We start from the raw sequence: 17,159 nt of genomic DNA on the forward strand, positions 1-17,159 counted from the left end.
TGCAAAACTGGGCCGGATGTTACTCCCGGGTTACATATCCACGCGACCCTCTGGACGGCTGATGTCTGCTCCGATCCCCGATCAGGTTCTGCGACGGCTGCCCGCGCTCGACGCGATACGGGTGATCGGTGCGCTCGCCGTCGTGGGGCACCACGTCGGTTTCGCCACCGGACGCAACACCGGCGACGCCGCCATCGGTGCCTGGTTGTCCCGGCTCGACGTGGGTGTCGCCGTGTTCTTCGTCCTCTCGGGGTTCCTGCTCTTCCGGCCGTACGCACACGCGCAGGCAACGTACCAGCGTCCCCCCGCTGCCGGTAGGTACCTCTGGCGGCGCGCCACCCGGATCCTGCCCGCGTACTGGGTGGCGGTGGTGGTCTGCCTGCTGGTGCTTCCGCACAACCGCGACGCGACGACCGGCGACTGGCTGCGGCACGCCACACTGACGCAGATCTACCAGCACGGGCAGTTGAAGCACGGCATCAGCCAGACCTGGAGTCTCGCCACCGAGGTCACCTTCTACCTGCTCCTGCCGGTGCTCGCCGCGCTGTTGCTGGGCCGGCGCCCCCGCCCGGACCGGGTGTCCAGGATCGCGGTGGCCGCGCTGGTGGTGACCGGGGCGTGGGTCGCGCTGATGCACCTGGGCCTGCTCAGCCTCGGCCTGCACACCATGTGGCTGCCGTCGTACGCGGGCTGGTTCGGCGCCGGCATGGCCCTGGCCAGCGCGCACGTCGCGCTGCGCACCGGCGCCGGTACCCGCTGGCGGTGGCTGGACGACCTCGGCCGCGCCCCGCTGGCCTGCTGGGCGATCGCCCTGGCCGCCCTGGCCGTCGCCACCACCCCGGTCACCGGCCCGCGCGACCTGGCCGAGCCCACCGCCGGCGAGTTCGCCACCAAGCTGGTGCTCTACCTGGTCGTCGCGGTCATGCTGATCGTCCCGGTCGCGTTCGGCCCGCAGACCCGCACCAAGGGCGTCTTCGACAGCGTCGTCGGCCGGTGGCTCGGCCGGGTGTCGTACGGGCTCTTCCTCTGGCACCCGTTCGTGCTGGAGGGCATCTACCTCGTCGACGACCGGCCGGAGTTCACCGGCGACCCGCTCGGCACCTTCGGACTCACCGTCGCCGGTGGGCTGGTCCTCGCCTCAATCAGCTACTACGCGGTGGAGAAGCCCTTCCAGCGGTGGGGCGCTCAGAGGCCGCGCCGGAAGCGGCGCAGCACCAGCGAGAGCCAGAGCAGCGTGGCGGTGGCGACCGCGGCCAACTGAGGCTGCCACGCGGTGTGCCCGCCTCCGGTCGCCATGTACCACCCGGCGACCGCGAAGCAGGCCACCGGCAGCCAGCGCACGGTGCTCCGGCGCAGCCGGTGCATCCCGCGCCGGTCCGGCGGATGCAGGTGCGGCTCCAGCATCCGCCCGGCGAGCACGCCGAGGAACACCAGCAGCGCCACGCCGACCGCCGCCGGACCGCCTACCAGCAGCAACGCGCCGCCGCCGACGAGTGCGGCGAGGAACCGGCCGCGCCGGCGGCGGGCCACCGCCGGCAGCGGTGCCGGAGTACGCCTCGACGGCAGCACCGCCAGCAGCGCGAGCCCGGCGAGCAGCACCGCCCCGGCGCCGAGCGCCAGCACGTACTCGTCGTCCGGGGCGAAGCGGAGCTCCACCTTCCCGCGGTATCCGGCGGGCACCAGCCAACCCTGCTGCCAGCCGTCCACCACGAACGGGGTCAGCGTCTTCCCGCCGGCGGTGGCGACCCAGCCGGCGTTCGCGTTCTCCCGCAGGGCCAGCACCCGCTCGCCGGCGTAGCCGGTGAGGTGCAGGTCCCGGCGGGTGGCGGACCAGCCGTTGATGCGTACCGCCGTCCGGGTGGCCACCGGCTCCCCGGTGCCGGCCGCCGCACCACCGGTGGCACCCGGCGTCGCCCCCAGCGGGGTGAGGGTGAGCTGTGTCGGCACGGCGAGGCGAGTCCCCGCCGCCAGAAGCCGGGTCCCGCCGAGGGCCAGCTTCAGCGGCTCCCGAGCGCCCGGACCGCAGAGAACCGCGTTCACCTCGCGCAACTCCAGCAGGTCGCGACGGTTGGCCACCAGCGCCGTCCGGCGCTCCTCGCCGGCCACCGAGACGGTGGGGCCGCTGCCGCAGGGCAGGACGACCCGCTTGAGGGGGTCGGCCCGGGTCACCGGGGTGGCCGGCAGCACGGTCAGCTCCCCCACCCCGACCGGCAGGTTCCGGGTGAGCCGCCGGTACGGGTCGTACGAGCGGGCGGGGACGATGTCCGAAATCAGCACGGTGATCTCGTCGCTGTGCAGGGGTTGGTCGAAGAGGACCGTGCCACCCGCGTCCAGCACTCCGCCGCGCATCCCCTCGTCGCCGATCACGGTGACCCGCCAGGGGCGGGCCGCCGCCGCGGTGGACGGCAGCGCCATCCGCAGGCCGGTGATCGTGCGCGGCTTCGGCCAGGTCACCCGCAGCCACGGCTGCTGGTCGGAGTCGGCGGCGTACCAGGTGGTCGACCCGTCACCGTCGACCACCGCGCCGGGCCGGGCGGCCGGATCGGGCACGCCGACGGTTGAGGCGGCGATCGTCGGGGTGACCCCGGTGGTCACTGCCGCCGCGCCACCGGCGTCGAGCAGCGCGTTGACCGCCGCCCCCGACCTCGGCCGGGCCCGGAGGGCGACCTGGTAGCTGGCGGCGATCGGCAGGTCCACGGTGCGGTCGATCTTGTCGGAGTCCTCGGAGGCCCGCACCAGCCCGCCGTCGCAGATCGGCCGTCCCCGGTCGAAGACGCATGCCGGCACGGACGGCGCGGCGGTGAGCACCATCGAGGCCGGCGCGTCGGTGACCGGCGGGGACGGCACGACGAGGGTACGGGCGGCCTGCACGCCGGGGATGACGAGCTCGGAGATGCCCACCCCGCCGAAGCCGGCCCGCACGTCGAAGACCTGCTCCACGGTGACCCGGACGACCCGTGTCGGGTAGCCATCGGGCAGGGCGACGTCCAGGACCCGGCCGGAGGTCTCCGCCGTGGTCTGCTGCCGTCCGGCGGTCACGGTGACCTTGGTGGGCAACGAGTCGGCCCCGGTGTCGAAGGTGATCCGGAGGTTGCGGACGACCTGGGGCTGGAGCAGCTCCACCTCGAACCACTGCCCGGTCGCCACCGTGCCCGGTGCGGACCGCCAGGACGTGCTCAGGTCACCGTCGACGGCCGCGTACGGCTGGTGCTCGGGGCGGGCGCCGCCCAGCGGCTGCGCCTGCGACCAGGCGCTGGACGCGGAGACCCCGCGGATGCCGAGGTACCGCACCACGGTCGACGCCTCATCGCCCCAGTCCGGCAGGTAGTCCCGGGCCGGGGCGTCCAGGCGGGGCCGCTCGCCCGGGGTCAGGGTGGCCGAGGCGTTGTCGTGCTGCTGCCCGAAGGCGACCTCGCGGCGGCGCAGCCCGTCGGTGAGCGTGACCGGCGTGTCGCCGAGCTGGGCCGGACGGTCGCCGGCGAGCACCGTCGGCGCGTCGGAGAGCCGGCCGGACGCGGCCAGCGGCAGCAGTGACTCCGGCCCGCCGACCACGGTGGCCACGTCGTCCGCGTCGTACGCGACGACCGGGTCGACCGGGCGGCGTACCTCGAACACCTCCAGCGCCCGGACCCTGGTGTCCAGACCACGGTCGACGAAGTTGCCGGGGAGCCAGCCACCGCCGACCTCGGGCCCGAACGCGCGGACGGGGGCGATGCCGGGCGAGCGGAGCAGCGCCTGGCGCACCACCACCGGCTGGGTGGCGCCGCTGCGGCCGTAGTCGAGGTCGGAGCGGAGCAGCAGGTACCGCACGCCGGAGCGGGCGAGCAGGTCGGCCAGGCCGGCAGAGCCCTGCCCGCCGGCCAACGCCGACTCCACCGCGTCGAGCAGCCGGATGGTGCCGGGCGGGGTGAGCGGCACCGAGCTGCGTACCGCCCAGGGCCGTTCCAGCAGCGGTTGGGTGATCTCGTCGCTCGGGCTGCCCCAGAGGTAACGGGGGAACCTGGCGGCGGGCACCACCAGCACCCGGTCGTCGCCGACGTTGCGGTCCAGCCAGGTCGTCGCCGCCTGCCAGTACCCGGGGACGTCGCGGAAGCTGCCCGGTGCGGCCAGCCCGCCGCCGAGCGCCGGGGCCGCCACCGCGCCGACCGCCACCAGGGCCGTCCCGGTGACCAGGGCGGCGCGCAGCCGGACCGGCTGCAGGAGGCGGGGCACCAGGGCGGCCAGCTCGGGGCGGTCCCCGGTACGGGCGGCCCGCAGCACCAGCCCGACCAGGTGGGCCAGGCCGAGGATGAGCGGCAGCCGGAGCACCGCGTCGAACTTGTGCACGTTGCGCAGCGGCGCGCCCACCGCGTCGAGGAAGGTGCGTTGGGTCTGCGCGCCGAAGCCGTCGAGCGGCCCGACGTGGCCGAGCCCGACCAGCGCCAGCCCGACCAGCAGCCCGGTGACCAGGAAACGCCGGTACGGCATGCCGCGCCGGGCCAGCCCGGCGATGCCGAGACCGGCCACCACCAGCGTGGCGACCACCAGCGGTTGCTCGGTGGCCAGCCGCCAGCCGGCCGTCCAAGGCGGCCCGTACGCCCCGTTGAGGTACGCGTGCCAGTGCGACGCGCCGCGCAGCACGGTGGTGGTGTCGGTCGGCGCGGTGGTCACCGGCGCGGTCTCGATGTAGTCCAGGAAGGGTGGGCTGTACCGGCCGAGCAGCAGCAGCGGCACCAGCCACCAGGCGGTCGCCGCCGCCACGGCCAGCCCCCAGGCGACCAGGGCCTTCACCCGCAGCCGGAACGGATGCAGGCCGACGAGCCAGAGCGCGGCCAGCGGCACCACCGCCAGCACCGCGGTCGCGTTGACCCCGCCCGCGCAGGCCACCAGCAGCGCCGACCGGGTGACCGCCCGGCGCAGCGGCGCCCCCTGCGCCAGCCCGACCAGCGGGACGAGCACCCAGGGCGCGATGGCGCTGGGCCACGCCTCGACCGAGATGGGGCCCAGCTCGGTGAGCAGCCGGGGGGAGAGTGCGAAGGCCACGCCGGCGAGCAGCCGGGCCCATGGGGTGCCGATATGCAGTCGCTCGGCGAGCCGGACCACGCCGGTACAGGCCACCGTCATCACCAGGGCCCACCAGAGCCGCTGTACCACCCAGGCGGGCAGGGCCAGCAGCTTGCCGGCCAGGAAGAACGGGCCCATCGGCCAGAGGTAGCCGTACGCCTGATTCTGGAGCTGGCCGAAGGTCCCGTCCGGATCCCAGACGTGCAGGGACCGGGTCAGCCATCCGGCCGGATCGATGGCGAGATCGACCTTGGTGTCGATGACCACCAGCCCCGGGTCCTGGAGGAACGCGAGGGCGGACAAAGCCACACAGACCGCGACCAAGCGGAGACGCCACACCGTCCTCGGTGTGGCGTCCGGCCTGTCGGCCGGCCCCGGGCGGCCCGGCGACTGCAGCATCTCGTCTCCGATCGGGCATTGCGGCTTTCGTGACGCAGCCCATAGTGTGACGCGACTGTGAACATTACTCGGCAGTAGGAGTGAGCGTTGGAAGCACCGGCTGCCGCCACCCGGCACGTACTGTTCCTCAACTGGAGAGACACCCGGAACCCGGAGGGCGGCGGATCCGAGGTCTATGTCGAACGGATCGCCGGGGAACTCGTCCGGCGCGGTCACCGCGCGACCCTGCTCTGCGCCACCCACACGGCGGGCCCCGCCGAGGAGACCACCGCCGACGGCATACGCGTGCTGCGCCGCGGCGGCCGGCACACGGTCTACCTGCGCGCCGCCCTGGTCTACCTGGCCGGCGCCCTCGGCGTCGGCCCGCTGAGCCGCCGGCACGGCGGCCGGCCCGACCTGATCGTCGACGTCGGCAACGGCCTGCCCTTCCTCTCCGCCCTCTACGCCCGCCGCCCGGTGATCGCGCTGGTGCACCACGTGCACCGGGAGCAGTGGCCGGTGGTGCTCGGCCGCTGGCTCGCCAGCTTCGGCTGGTGGGTCGAGTCCTGGCTGGCCCCGCGCGTCTACCGCCGCTGTCAGTACGTCACCGTCTCGGCCGCCACCCGCGACGAGCTGGCCGGCCTCGGCATCGACCCGGCCCGGGTCGCCATCGTGCACAACGGCACGCCCGACATGACGGTCGGGCCGGTGGCCCGCTCACCGCAGCCCTCCCTGGTGGTGCTCGGCCGGCTGGTCCCGCACAAGCAGGTCGAGGTCGCGCTGCACGCCCTCGCGCAACTCGGCGACGAACTGCCCGGACTGCACCTGACCGTGGCTGGTCAGGGCTGGTGGGAGGCGCAGCTGCGCCAGCTCGCCGCCGACCTCGGTGTCACCGACCGGGTCCGGTTCACCGGCTTCGTCACCGACACCGAGAAGCGGGAACTGCTCGCCGCCGCCTGGGTGGCGCTGACCCCGTCGCTCAAGGAGGGCTGGGGGCTGACCATCGTCGAGGCCGGCGCGGTCGGCACCCCGACGGTGGCGTTCCGGGGCGCGGGCGGGGTCGAGGAGGCGGTGGTCGACGGCGAGACCGGCCTGCTCGCCGACGACGTCGACGACTTCGTGGCGAAGGTACGGCTGCTGCTGACCGACGACGCCTACCGCAGCACGATGGGGGAGGCGGCCCGCGCCCACGCGGCCCGGTTCACCTGGCCGGTTTCGGGGGAAAAGTTCGCGGCCCTCGTGACGAGGGCCGCGAACGTGCCGGCGGGAGCGCCGGTGGAGCAGATGGAGCGGTCCTACTTGGTGCCGTAGATCAGCTGTTCGTGCCGTAGATCAGCGGCAGGTTGGCACCACTGTTGCCGCTGCCGCCCGACTCGGTACGGGCGGCCTGCTCGGCCTCCGCCGCATCGGACGCCGTCGTGCCGGTCAGCGTGGTGGCCAGCGCCACGGTGCCGAAGGCACCCAGAGCGATCGCGGCGACCGCGACCAGAACCAACGAGAGAGCACTGCGCATGGCGCTTTCTTCCTCCTCCTGAGCTGCGTGCGCGGGACGTTACCACCAAGTAGCCAGCACCGGGAGGGCCACGAGGCCGATCAATGAGGGCCGGCACGGCGGCCGGGTCACGGGGCGGAGGGATTCTCGTAGAGGACCAGCTCCGGTCCCGCGTACACCTCACGGAGCCCGGTCAGGGCTGCCACGTCAACCGGTCGGCCCCCGGCGGTGCGCTGCACCACCACCCAGCGCACCCCGGTCGCGGCGACCGGGCCGCCCGCCCCGAGCACCCGCCCCACCTCCGCGGCACGCCGGTTCTCCCCGCTCACCTCGGTCGTGCCCACCCAGAGCGTGTCGTCGACCAGCACCTCGGCGTCCACGTAGCGGGGCAGGGGGTCGAGCACCGTCCGCCCCCCGTTCCAGGGGTAGGCCCGGTAGGCGCCGAACGGCAGCGACAGGACCTCCCCCGGCTGCCCGTCCAACCGCCGGGCGATGGCGTCCCAGTCCGCCGGGTACTGCACCGGCCGCAACCGGCCCGCCGCGCCGAACGCCAGGTCCGGCATGACCACCACCGGCAGCAGCAGCGCCCCGCCGAGCAGCGCCCGGCCACCGGCCACCGCACCCCGGGCGGTCGCCCAGGCGGCCAGCCGTTCCGCGCCGAGCGCGCCGGCCAGGACCAGCAGCAGCGCGTACGGCACGAGGAACTTCTGCCCGTCCCGGAGCAGTCCCGCCCCCGGCACCGTGGCGACCGCCCAGCCCAGCAGCGTGGCGAGCCCGGGCAGCACGCCGAGCAGCGCGGCGAGGAATCCGCCGGCGGCCAGCACCGCCAGCCGGGTCGCCACCCCCGCCGGCCAGCGCCGCCGCAGAGTCCGGAAGCCGAGCACCGCCAACGCCAGCAGCAGCACCGTGGCGACCGGCGCCAGCGGGGAGGACCGGCTCGCCGGGGTGGTCTGCGCGTTCCAGATCCCTCCGGTGCCGGCCAGCGCGCCCAGCACCCCGCTCCAGTTCTCCGCCTGGGCCGAGAAGGCCGCCACCCCGTCCGGGTCGGACCGCGCGTCCGCTCGCGTCCACGCGGTCGCCATTAGCCAGGGCAGGTTCAGCAGCAGCACCGCGCCCACGGCCAGGGCGGTCAGCCGGGCCGCCCCACGCCGGGCGACCAGCACGGCGACGGTGGCCAGCGCGACCACCCCGCCCGTCGGGGTCACCACCGCCGGCAGGGCCACCAGCACCAGCCGGCGCAGCGCCTTCGGCCGCTGTTCGCGTACGGCGATCGCGGCGGCGACCAGCCAGGGCAGCACACCGTACGCCAACAGCAGCCCCCAGTGCCCGATCAGCAGCCGCTCGGCCAGGTACGGCGTCCAGGCGTAGCCGACCGCGGCCACCGGCCGGGTGGCCGGGTGCCGCGCGGGCACCAGCCGGCCGGCCCCGATCGCGGCCGTCAGCAGGATCGCGGCGAGCGCCACCCGTTGCAGCAGCCAGCCCGGCGCCACCTGGCTGGCCAGCGAGACCAGCGCGTCCAGCGGCACCGCCCGGGGCAGCGACTCGCCCGGGGCGACCAGCTCGGCCCGCCACGGCTGGTGCGGCACGAACACCATGTCGTAGCTCAGCACCAGACCGGGTGCCGCCAGCGGGGCCAGCACCGCCACGGTGACGGCCAACCCGGTCGCGACGAGCATCGACCTCTCCCGCAGGGTTGACCTCCTCACTAGGCTGACCCGGCAAAAGGGCGCGCCGGCGTGGCGACACTGTACGCGCGCCCGGGCTAGGCCCGGCGGAGCCGGCGACACAGGGCGGACATGGTGACAGGGTCGGACGACGGACAGGGCCGCGCGGCGGGGCTCGGCAGGGCCGGGGTCGCGGTCACCCTGGCCGGCGTCTTCGTCAACGGCCTGGCGTACGTGGTGCCCGTCCTCGGCGCCCGCCACCTCGACCCGGCCGGGCTGAGCGCGCTGGCCACCCTGCTGGCGCTCGGCGCGATCGGCGGCGTCGCCAGCACCGGCCTGCAGATCGCCGTGGCCGTGCACCGCGCCCGGCACGGGCGGGCCGCCACCGCGCGCCCCACCCTGGTCACCGTGTTTGTCACCGCCGCACTGCTGGCCGTGGTCCTCCCGGTCTCCGCCGTCGCGCTCCGGCTGACCGGCCCGGCGGTGCTGCTTCTGGGCGTGCTCACCGTGGCCGTGGTGGCGGCCGGCCGGTGGCTCGGGGAACTCCAGGGCGACCAGCGCTTCCTGCGCCTGGCCGTCGGGATGGCGCTGCTCGCTGCCGGCCGGTACGGCGGCATGATCGCCGGACTGGCCCTCGGCGGCGGGCTGACCGGCGCCCTGTTGGCCGGTGCGGTCACCTCGCTGCTGGTGCTGGCCCTGCTGGTCCGCCTCAACCGGGGGGCCGGCATCGACCCGGTCTCCCCGACCCTGGACTCCCGTACGGTGCTCACCGCCAGCGGCGCCACCCTCGCCATGCTGGTCGTCTCGTACGCGGACCTGCTGCTGGCCCGCCGGTTCCTCCCGCCCGACGCCTCCGGCGTCTACGCCGTCGGCACCGTGCTCACCAAGGGGGCGCTGTGGGCGCCGCAGGTGGTGACCGTGATCGCCCTGCCCCGGCTGGCCAAGGGCGACCGCCGTACGCTGCTCGCCGCGCTGGCGCTGGTCGGCGCGGCGGGCGCGGTGCTGGTGCTCGCCGCCATGGTCGCCGGCGGTCTCGCCTTCGGCCTGGCCGGCGGCGCCGAGTACACCGCCTACGGCCGGTACGCGCCCCTCTTCGCCGCCACCGGCGCCCTGTACGCGCTGGTCTTCGTCCTGATCAACGCTCGGGTGGCGGCGTCCACGCGGTGGCCCTCCGCGCCGCTCTGGGCCGCCACCGTCGCGTTCGTCGGCGCGGTCGTCACCGTCGTGCCGCACTCCGTCGCCGGGATCGCGGTCGCCGCCCTGGCCACGGCGGCGCTCACCGCCGTGGTCACCGGGGCGTTGACGATGCGGCGCGAACCGGACAGCGCATCCACTTCGACCCGTCCGGCCCCTTCCGTGCCGTCCGTGGGTCATGACACCCTGCGAGGTGGTTGACCAGTAGACGGGGGTTTCTGGTGGCGGTGGCCGACACGGGCCGGGGGACGGCCGGTGCCCGCCGGCCAGCCCGCTGGCTGCTCTTCCTCTATGTGATCTGCCTGCTGGCGGCGGCGCCCACCGGCGTGCCGCGCCCGGTTGCCGGCGGCGGCCTTTCCGCCGAACGGTTGACCGCCCTCTTCGACAGCTACGGCGACACCTCCGGCCGTTGGACCGGCGCGGACCGGACGGCCTCGGTACGGCTGCCCGACGGCCGGCTGCTCTGGCTCTTCTCCGACACCTTCCTCGGACCGGTCAACCCGGACGGCTCCCGCCCGCGCACCGCGCCCTTCGTCAACAACTCCGCGATCGTGCAGCACAACGACCGGTTGGGGGAGACCCTGCACGGCGGCACCCCCGACGAGCCACGCGCCCTGGTCCCCTCGCCGTCGGCCGGGGAGTTCCACTGGATCGGTGACGCGCAGGTCGTCGGCGACACCCTCCAGGTGCTGGTCAACCGCTACCGCCGGACCGGCGCCGGCCCGCTCGACCACACCCTGCTCGGCACCTCGCTGGCCACCTTCGCCCTGCCCGCGCTCACTCCCACCGGGGTCCGGCCGCTGCCGCTGGACGCCCGGATCTCCTGGGGGTCCGCCCTGCTGCGCGACGGCGGCCACACCTACGTGTACGGCACCGAGGCGGCCGGCCAGTCCAAGTTCGCCCACCTGGCCCGCGTACGCGGGGACGACCTCGGCGGCCCGTGGGAGTTCTGGACCGGCGACGGTTGGTCCACCGACGGCCGCGCCTCCGCCCGGGTGCTCAGCGGCGTCGGCACGGCCTACGGCGTGCAGCGGATCGACGGGCGGTACGTGCTGGTGACCCACGAGAACAACCTGGTGTTCAGCGCCGACCTGGTGGCCTACTCCGCCGCCGCGCCGACCGGCCCGTTCGAGGGCCCCGACTACCTGCACCGCGCCCCGGAGACCGCCGCCGGCCACCTCGTCTACGACGCCGACCTGCACCCCGCCCTGGCCCGCCCCGGCAAGCTGCTGGTCTCCTACAACGTCAACGACGTGGACGACGCGGTCACCTACGCCGACGCCGGTGTCTACCGGCCGCGATTCGTCGAGGTCGACTGGCCGCGCCCCCGCCCCGACCGCGCGGACGTGCCCCTCGCGCCCGCGACCCTCACCGCCCGACCGGGCGGCGCCGGCACCGCCGAGCTGGACTGGCCCGCCGTACGCACGGACAGCGAACTGCGCTACCAGGTGCACCGCCGGGATGTCACCGCCGGCCAGACCCACTTCGCCCGGATCGGCGAGCCGACCGCCGAGCCCCGCTTCTCGGCCGACTTCCTGGTGGACCGGCACGACTACGAGTTCCGGGTCACCACCGTCGGCCGGCGTGGCGAGAGCGCGCCCTCACCGGCCGCCCGGATGACCGCCACCGTGCCGCCCCCGCCCCCGCCGACCGGCCTGCGCGCCCAGCCGGGACGCTCCGGGGACGTCACCCTCAGCTGGAACCCGGTGCCCTTCGTCCAGCTCTTCCGCGTCCAGCAGCGTGACCTCACCACCGGGGAACGCACGTCGATCGGCACGTTCACCGGCACCCACGCCACGGTCGAGTTCCTCCAGCACGCCAGGACGTACGAGTTCACCGTGGTCGCGGTCGGCGGCGGCGGCGACAGTCCGCCCTCCCTGCCGGTCCGCGCGACCGCGGTCGTCACACCCCCGGCCGCCCCGGCCGGCCTCACTGCCACCGCTCTGTGGGACGGGACCGTCCGGCTGACCTGGCGGACACTCGGCCGCGGGGTCTCCTACCGGGTCCACCGACGCGACGTCAGCCGGGGGCGGGCGTACGCGCCGCCGGCGCTGGAGTCCGGGGCCAGCCACGTCGCCCGTCACCTGGAACATGGCCGCGAGTACGAGTTCACCGTCAGCGCGGTGAACAGCGGTGGCGAGAGCCCCCAGGCCGACCCCGTCCGCATCGTTGCCCGCTTCGCTCCGCCGGACGCCGCCCCGCGCGGCCTGCGCGCCGAGGCTGGGCCGGGCAGCGTCAAGCTGTCCTGGCGCTCGTCCGTGTCGGGCGGCTGGCACCGGGTCTACCGGCGGGACCTGACCGCCGGGGAGCGCGACTTCACGGAGGAGGCGATCCCCACCCAGGGCACCCGCACCACAGTTGCAGGCCTGCGCAACGGCCACGAGTACGAGTTCACGGTGGCCGCCGCCAATCAGGCCGGCCCCGGCCCGCTCAGCGAACCCGTCCGGGCCACTCCGCAGCTCCCCACGCCGACCGGGCTCACCGGAACGGCCGGCGGGAACGGCGAGGCCCGGCTGAGTTGGGTGTCGGCGGGCCCGGGCCTGGCCTACCGGGTGCAGCTGCGCGATGCCACCGCCGGCGAGACCTGGCGGACCGACCCGTACCCGGTGCACGGCACCCGGCACACCGCAGTGCTGCTGACCCGGGGCCACCGCTACGAGTTCCGGGTGGCCGCGACCGACGGGACGACCGACGGGACGACCAGCGAGCCAGTGTCGGTGGAGGTCCGATGATCCGGCTCAGTCGCCGGCGGCGAGCCAGCCGCCGAGCAGGTGGTGGTCGATCGAGTCGGGCCGGCCCAGCGGCCGCCCCTCGGCCACCCGGCGGCGCAGCTCGTCCCGGGTGAACCAGCGCGCCTCCAGCAGCTCCACGCCGTCCACCCGGACCTCCTCGGAGGCGGCGGTGGCGCGGAACCCGACCATCAGCCCGGCCGGGAACGGCCAGGCCTGCGAGCCCCGGTACGACACCGCGGAGAGGATCACCCCGGCCTCCTCGGCCATCTCCCGGCGGACCGCGTCCTCCAGGCTCTCGCCCACCTCCACGAACCCGGCCAGCGTCGAGTACGCCCCCTCCGGAGCGCCGGCGTGCCGGGCCAGGAGACAGCGGTCGGGCGACCCGGGCGCCTCGACCAGCACGATGATCGCCGGTTCGATCCGGGGGAAGAGCAGCCGCCCGCAGCGCGGCCCCGAGCAGGCCCGCACGTGCCCGCCGTCGCGTGCCACCGTGGCCGAGCCGCAGCTGCCGCAGTACCGCTGCTGCCGGTGCCAGTGCAGCAGCCCGCGCGCGTACGCCTGCACCGCTGCCTGGGCCGGGTCCAGCCAGGCGACCAGGGCGCGCACGTCCGCGGTGGCGGCCGCGCCGGCCAGCCGGGCCGCCTCGAGCGCGGTACGCCCGGAAAGGTCCACGGCAAAGACCGGAGCCTCGCCGTCCAGCCCCAGGAAGACGGTCTCCTCAGCGGCGGCGAGCACCTCGGGGGTGTCGGCCGGGTGCAGCCGGACCGGCGTCTGGTCGGCGGTGACGAGGCAGTGGTCCCGCCAGAGCGGCAGCAGCACGGCCCCGGGATCGGTCAGCCGGGCGGAGATCCACTCCCGGTTGCCGCGCAGCGCTCCCGCCCGGTCCAGCCACCCGCCGCCGTACGCCAGCACCCGATCCGCCACCCGCACACCGTGCCACGGCGGCGGGAGCCTCGGGTGAGCGGGGCCGGCTGCCGGTTGCCGCTGGTCCGACTCGGCGCGAGGGCTGGCAGCACCGGCCTACGCGATCAATTTGCGGGACCGGACAACCGGCTGATCGTCCGCGCCCGTCTGAGGGGTGATGACCCAACGGAGGGACGGGCGATGCGGGATGGTTCGGAATTGGAGTACGTCGACTACGTCACGGCGCGGATTCCCGCGCTGCGGCGGCTGGCGTACCTCCTGGCCGGCGACGAGCACCGCGCCGATGACTTGGTCCAGCAGACCATCACCACGCTGTACGTGAAGTGGCGGCGTGCAGTCGGACGACGCGACGGACACGATCCAGGCTGTCGTGTGGCGCTGCCGGTAACGGGATCGGGCAGATCTCCGCAATCGGCCGGTCCGTAGGGCAAAGTTCACTACCTGGAGACCAGGAGATCCCGGAGAGGGCCGACCCGGCCGGGTCGGCCCTCTCTCGCCAGCGTTCGCGGGGACACCCCTGCCACTGCGGCGTTCGCGGGGGCACCCGTGCCACTGCGGCGGCAGCTTCAGGCGAGCGGGGCCACCGGGGTCGACACGCGGTGACGATGTCGACCGCCCCGCACGATGTCCTCAGGCCGAGAGTTGGCTACCGTAGGTGTTTCTCCGGGGGCCCGCAGCCCCCCACGTGGTACGTCCCGATAGAGGTGGCTGTGACCCTGTACGGCGACAAACGTGTCTCCGACGACCGGCCCACGGTGCAGGTCACCGCGGTGACCTGGCCGGGCGACGAGCCGGAGCCGAGCGGCAAGCCCGGCTCGGGCTGGTCCCGGTCGCGCCGGGGCCGGCTGCTGCTCGCCGGCGGCCTGGCCGCCGTGGTGCTGGCCGGTGTCGGCGGTGCCGGTGCCTACGCGTACGCCGGGGACGTGCCCCGGGGCACGACGGTGCTCGGCGCCGAGCTCGGCGGCCGGAGTCGGGACGAGGCGGCCCGGGAGCTGCGCGCCGAGTTGGAGCGCCGGGCAGCCACCCTGAACGCCCCGCTGACGGTGCTGGTGGGGGAGCAGAAGGCGGAGATCAGGCCGGCCGACGTGGGCCTGGCCATCGACGTCGAGGCCACGGTGGCGGCGGCCGCCGAGGCCGACGCGCCCCCGGTGAGCCGGCTGCTCGGCTCCCGCACGGTCGACCCGGTGGTCACGGTCGACGCCGACCGGCTGGACGCGGCGCTGCGCGGGGTCATGGGCAAGCAGGGTCGCGAGATGACCATGCCGGCGATCATCTTCACCGGCACCACCCCGAAGCCGGTGTACCCGAAGCCGGCCCTGTCGGTGGACCGGGAACACTCCGCCCAGGTCGTCACGAAGGGCTGGCTCGCCGGCGGGCAGGTGACCGTGCCGCTGTTGGAGCAGGCCCCGGCGACCACCGCCGAGGAGGTGGACCGGCTGGTCGAGGAGTTGGCCCGGCCGGCGGTCGCCAAGCCGGTCACGCTCACCACCGACAAGGGCACGGTGACCATCCCGCCGGCGGCGATCGCGCGCGGCCTGCGCTTCTCCGCAGACGAGGCCGGCAAGCTGACCCCCCGGGTGGACGTGAAGCGGCTGCGGGCCGCCCTCGGCGACAAGCTGGCGTCGATCGAGTCGCCGCCGAAGGACGCCACGATGACGATCTCCGGCGGCAAGCCGAAGATGGTGCCCGGCCGCGCCGGCCAGCAGCTCGACTCGGCCGCCCTCGGGCGCGACCTGCTCGCTGTCCTGCCCAAGGCGGACGGGCGGACGGTCAGCGGGCAGCTCAAGCCGGCCGAGCCGGAGCTGACCGAGGCGAAGCTCGGCGCGCTGGGCATCAAGGAGCGGGTCTCCACCTTCACCACCCGATTCCCCGGCGGGCTCTCCTCGCCGCGCAGCCAGAACATCGTCCAGGCCGCCAAGGACGTCGACGGCACGGTGGTGAAGCCGGGTGAGACGTTCTCCCTCAACGGCCACACCGGCGAGCGCGGGTACGACCAGGGCTACAAGGACGCCCCGGTGATCGTCAACGGCAAGCTGGTGCCCGGCGTGGGTGGCGGCGTCTCACAGTTCACCACGACGCTGTTCAACGCCACCTACTACGCGGGCCTGGAGGACGTCGAGCACAAGCCGCACTCGTTCTACTTCAGCCGCTACCCGGCGGTGATCGAGTCGACCATCTTCTGGCCGGACCTGGACTTCAAGTTCCGCAACAACACCCCGCACGGCGTCCTGATCGACACCTCGTACACCTCGAGCACGATCACCGTGTCGATCTGGAGCACGAAGATCTACGACAGCGTCAAGACCGAGTACGGCCCACGCCGCAACATCACCAAGCCGAAGACGGTCCACCTGGAGCCCGGTCCCACCTGCATCGCCGCGGTGGGCAGTGACGGGTTCTCCCAGGATGCCTTCCGGGTCATCAAGAAGGACGGCAAGGTCGTCAAGCGGGAGAAGTTCAGCTGGACCTACGACGCCGAGCCCCGCTTCATCTGCGGCCCCGAGCCGTCCTGACCCCGGTCACGACGAAGCCCCGCCGGCTGATCGCCGGCGGGGCTTCGTTCTGTCGTACGGCCGCTCAGGGCCGCGCCTCGGCCAGTCCCTGCCGTACGCCGTCGGCGTCGCGGTCCGTGCCGTAGACGGGGGTGTCGGGCTGCTGCCGCCAGCTCTCGTCGAGGGTGCCGGCGTCGACCGGGTCGAAGCCGAGCGAGTCGACCAGCTGCACCACGAGCTGCTTCGCGTCGGCGTCGTCGGCGGCCACCGGCAGGCCGATCCGGTCGCCGGCGCCGGCCGGGCGGCCGTTGTCCATCAGGTGCTGGGCCTGGATGTTGTTGAAGGCCTTCACCACCCGGGCGCCCTTGAGGTGCTCGGCGGTCCACCGGCTGGAGCTGAGGCTGCGGTCCAGCAGCTCGGGGATGTCGCCGTCGCGCTGCGGGTAGTAGTTGTCGGCGTCGACGACCACCTTGCCGTCGAACAGCTCCGGGGGAAGTTCGGGGACGGCCAGCAGCGGGATCGCCACGATCACCAGTTCGGCATCCTGCACGGCCTGCTCCACCGTGCCCGCGGTGGCGCCGGTCTCCTGCGCCAGGTCGGTGAGGGTCTGCGGCCCCCGCGAGTTGGCGACTGTCACGTCGTGGTCGAGGGCGCGCAGCCGCCGGGTGAGAGTCCCACCGATGTGCCCCGAGCCGATGATTCCGATCTTCATGACCACTCCTGCCTCCGCCGGTCCCGACGGTCAGTTCCGGTCGTACGGTGAAACAGGTACCCCGACCGGTCCGCACCGATTGCGGACGAGGCGTACTCCACGTCACGTTTCCCGCCATTACGGCGGGGGACCACGCGGCGGCGCGGTCCCGCACCGACGGTACCGAGAAGACGTGGGCCACCCGGGCGATTCGCAGAACGAGGGGCAGGTTGATTTCCGGGGGGTGGATATGCCAATCAGGGCCACCCCTTGAAAGGGGTGGCCCTGATCGAATGGTTGTCCGGCGGTGTCCTACTCTCCCACACCCTCCCGAGTGCAGTACCATCGGCGCTGGAGGGCTTAGCTTCCGGGTTCGGAATGTTACCGGGCGTTTCCCCTCCGCCATGACCGCCGTAACTCTATCGACATGTCAAACAACTCGACCAGCAGCTTTTGCTGGGTGTTGTTCGTTTGTCGGGAGTTGCACAGTGGACGCGTAGCAGCTTTGTAGTCAAGTCCTCGGCCTATTAGTACCGGTCAACTGAACCC

Annotated in this window: 10 protein-coding genes, 1 rRNA gene and 1 pseudogene; 6 read left to right on the plus strand and 6 right to left on the minus strand. The window is 74.1% G+C overall.

What is annotated here, in order from left to right:
- Positions 1 to 61 precede the first annotated feature (61 nt).
- On the plus strand, positions 62 to 1,261 hold the full coding sequence (locus M2302_RS08815; protein ID WP_280837413.1) for an acyltransferase: 1,200 nt from the start codon (positions 62 to 64) through the stop codon (positions 1,259 to 1,261).
- Here the strand turns inward: M2302_RS08815 and M2302_RS08820 are convergent.
- The gene (locus M2302_RS08820; RefSeq protein ID WP_280837414.1) at positions 1,186 to 5,352 is read right to left on the minus strand and encodes an alpha-(1->3)-arabinofuranosyltransferase; all 4,167 of its coding nucleotides are present in this window, start codon (positions 5,350 to 5,352) and stop codon (positions 1,186 to 1,188) included. The genes M2302_RS08815 and M2302_RS08820 overlap by 76 nt on opposite strands.
- Before the next feature lie 177 nt (positions 5,353 to 5,529).
- Here M2302_RS08820 and M2302_RS08825 point away from each other — a divergent pair, with 177 nt between their 5' ends.
- Positions 5,530 to 6,732, plus strand: coding sequence for a glycosyltransferase family 4 protein (locus tag M2302_RS08825; protein ID WP_280837415.1), 1,203 nt, complete (start codon positions 5,530 to 5,532; stop codon positions 6,730 to 6,732).
- Position 6,733: 1 nt separating this feature from the next.
- Here the strand turns inward: M2302_RS08825 and M2302_RS08830 are convergent, their stop codons facing one another.
- Positions 6,734 to 6,934: a hypothetical protein gene (locus tag M2302_RS08830; protein WP_280837416.1), complete on the minus strand. Its 201-nt coding sequence runs from the start codon at positions 6,932 to 6,934 to the stop codon at positions 6,734 to 6,736.
- 107 nt (positions 6,935 to 7,041) lie between these two features.
- Positions 7,042 to 8,589, minus strand: a complete 1,548-nt coding sequence (locus M2302_RS08835) for a hypothetical protein (protein WP_280837417.1) — start codon at positions 8,587 to 8,589, stop codon at positions 7,042 to 7,044.
- A gap of 120 nt (positions 8,590 to 8,709) precedes the next feature.
- Here M2302_RS08835 and M2302_RS08840 point away from each other — a divergent pair, with 120 nt between their 5' ends.
- A complete protein-coding gene (locus M2302_RS08840; RefSeq protein WP_280837418.1) occupies positions 8,710 to 9,972 on the plus strand; it encodes a polysaccharide biosynthesis protein in 1,263 nt (420 codons plus the stop codon).
- Positions 9,969 to 12,503 carry a fibronectin type III domain-containing protein gene (locus M2302_RS08845; protein WP_280837419.1) on the plus strand — a complete coding sequence of 845 codons (2,535 nt, stop codon included), beginning with the start codon at positions 9,969 to 9,971 and terminating at the stop codon, positions 12,501 to 12,503. Before M2302_RS08840 ends, M2302_RS08845 begins: the two co-directional genes overlap by 4 nt.
- A gap of 6 nt (positions 12,504 to 12,509) precedes the next feature.
- Here the strand turns inward: M2302_RS08845 and nudC are convergent, their stop codons facing one another.
- Positions 12,510 to 13,433: an NAD(+) diphosphatase gene (gene nudC / locus M2302_RS08850; RefSeq protein WP_280837420.1), complete on the minus strand. Its 924-nt coding sequence runs from the start codon at positions 13,431 to 13,433 to the stop codon at positions 12,510 to 12,512.
- A 192-nt stretch (positions 13,434 to 13,625) separates the two neighbouring features.
- Between nudC and M2302_RS08855 the strand changes: the two genes are divergently transcribed.
- Both M2302_RS08855 and M2302_RS08860 read left to right on the plus strand, forming a co-directional pair.
- Complete coding sequence (locus M2302_RS08855) at positions 13,626 to 13,853, plus strand: hypothetical protein (protein WP_280837421.1); 228 nt, start codon at positions 13,626 to 13,628, stop codon at positions 13,851 to 13,853.
- 278 nt (positions 13,854 to 14,131) lie between these two features.
- The gene (locus M2302_RS08860) at positions 14,132 to 15,940 is read left to right on the plus strand and encodes a VanW family protein (protein ID WP_280837422.1); all 1,809 of its coding nucleotides are present in this window, start codon (positions 14,132 to 14,134) and stop codon (positions 15,938 to 15,940) included.
- 64 nt (positions 15,941 to 16,004) lie between these two features.
- Here M2302_RS08860 and M2302_RS08865 read toward each other — a convergent pair.
- Together M2302_RS08865 and rrf are read right to left on the minus strand one after the other, a co-directional pair.
- Positions 16,005 to 16,640: pseudogene (locus M2302_RS08865) on the minus strand (NADPH-dependent F420 reductase); the annotation flags it as partial.
- Between the two features lie 269 nt (positions 16,641 to 16,909).
- A 5S ribosomal RNA gene (rrf, locus tag M2302_RS08870) occupies positions 16,910 to 17,026 on the minus strand.
- Between the last annotated feature and the right edge of the window lie 133 nt (positions 17,027 to 17,159).

The organism is Micromonospora sp. A200 (genome assembly GCF_029893845.1).
GTDB classification, from domain to species: domain Bacteria; phylum Actinomycetota; class Actinomycetes; order Mycobacteriales; family Micromonosporaceae; genus Micromonospora; species Micromonospora purpureochromogenes.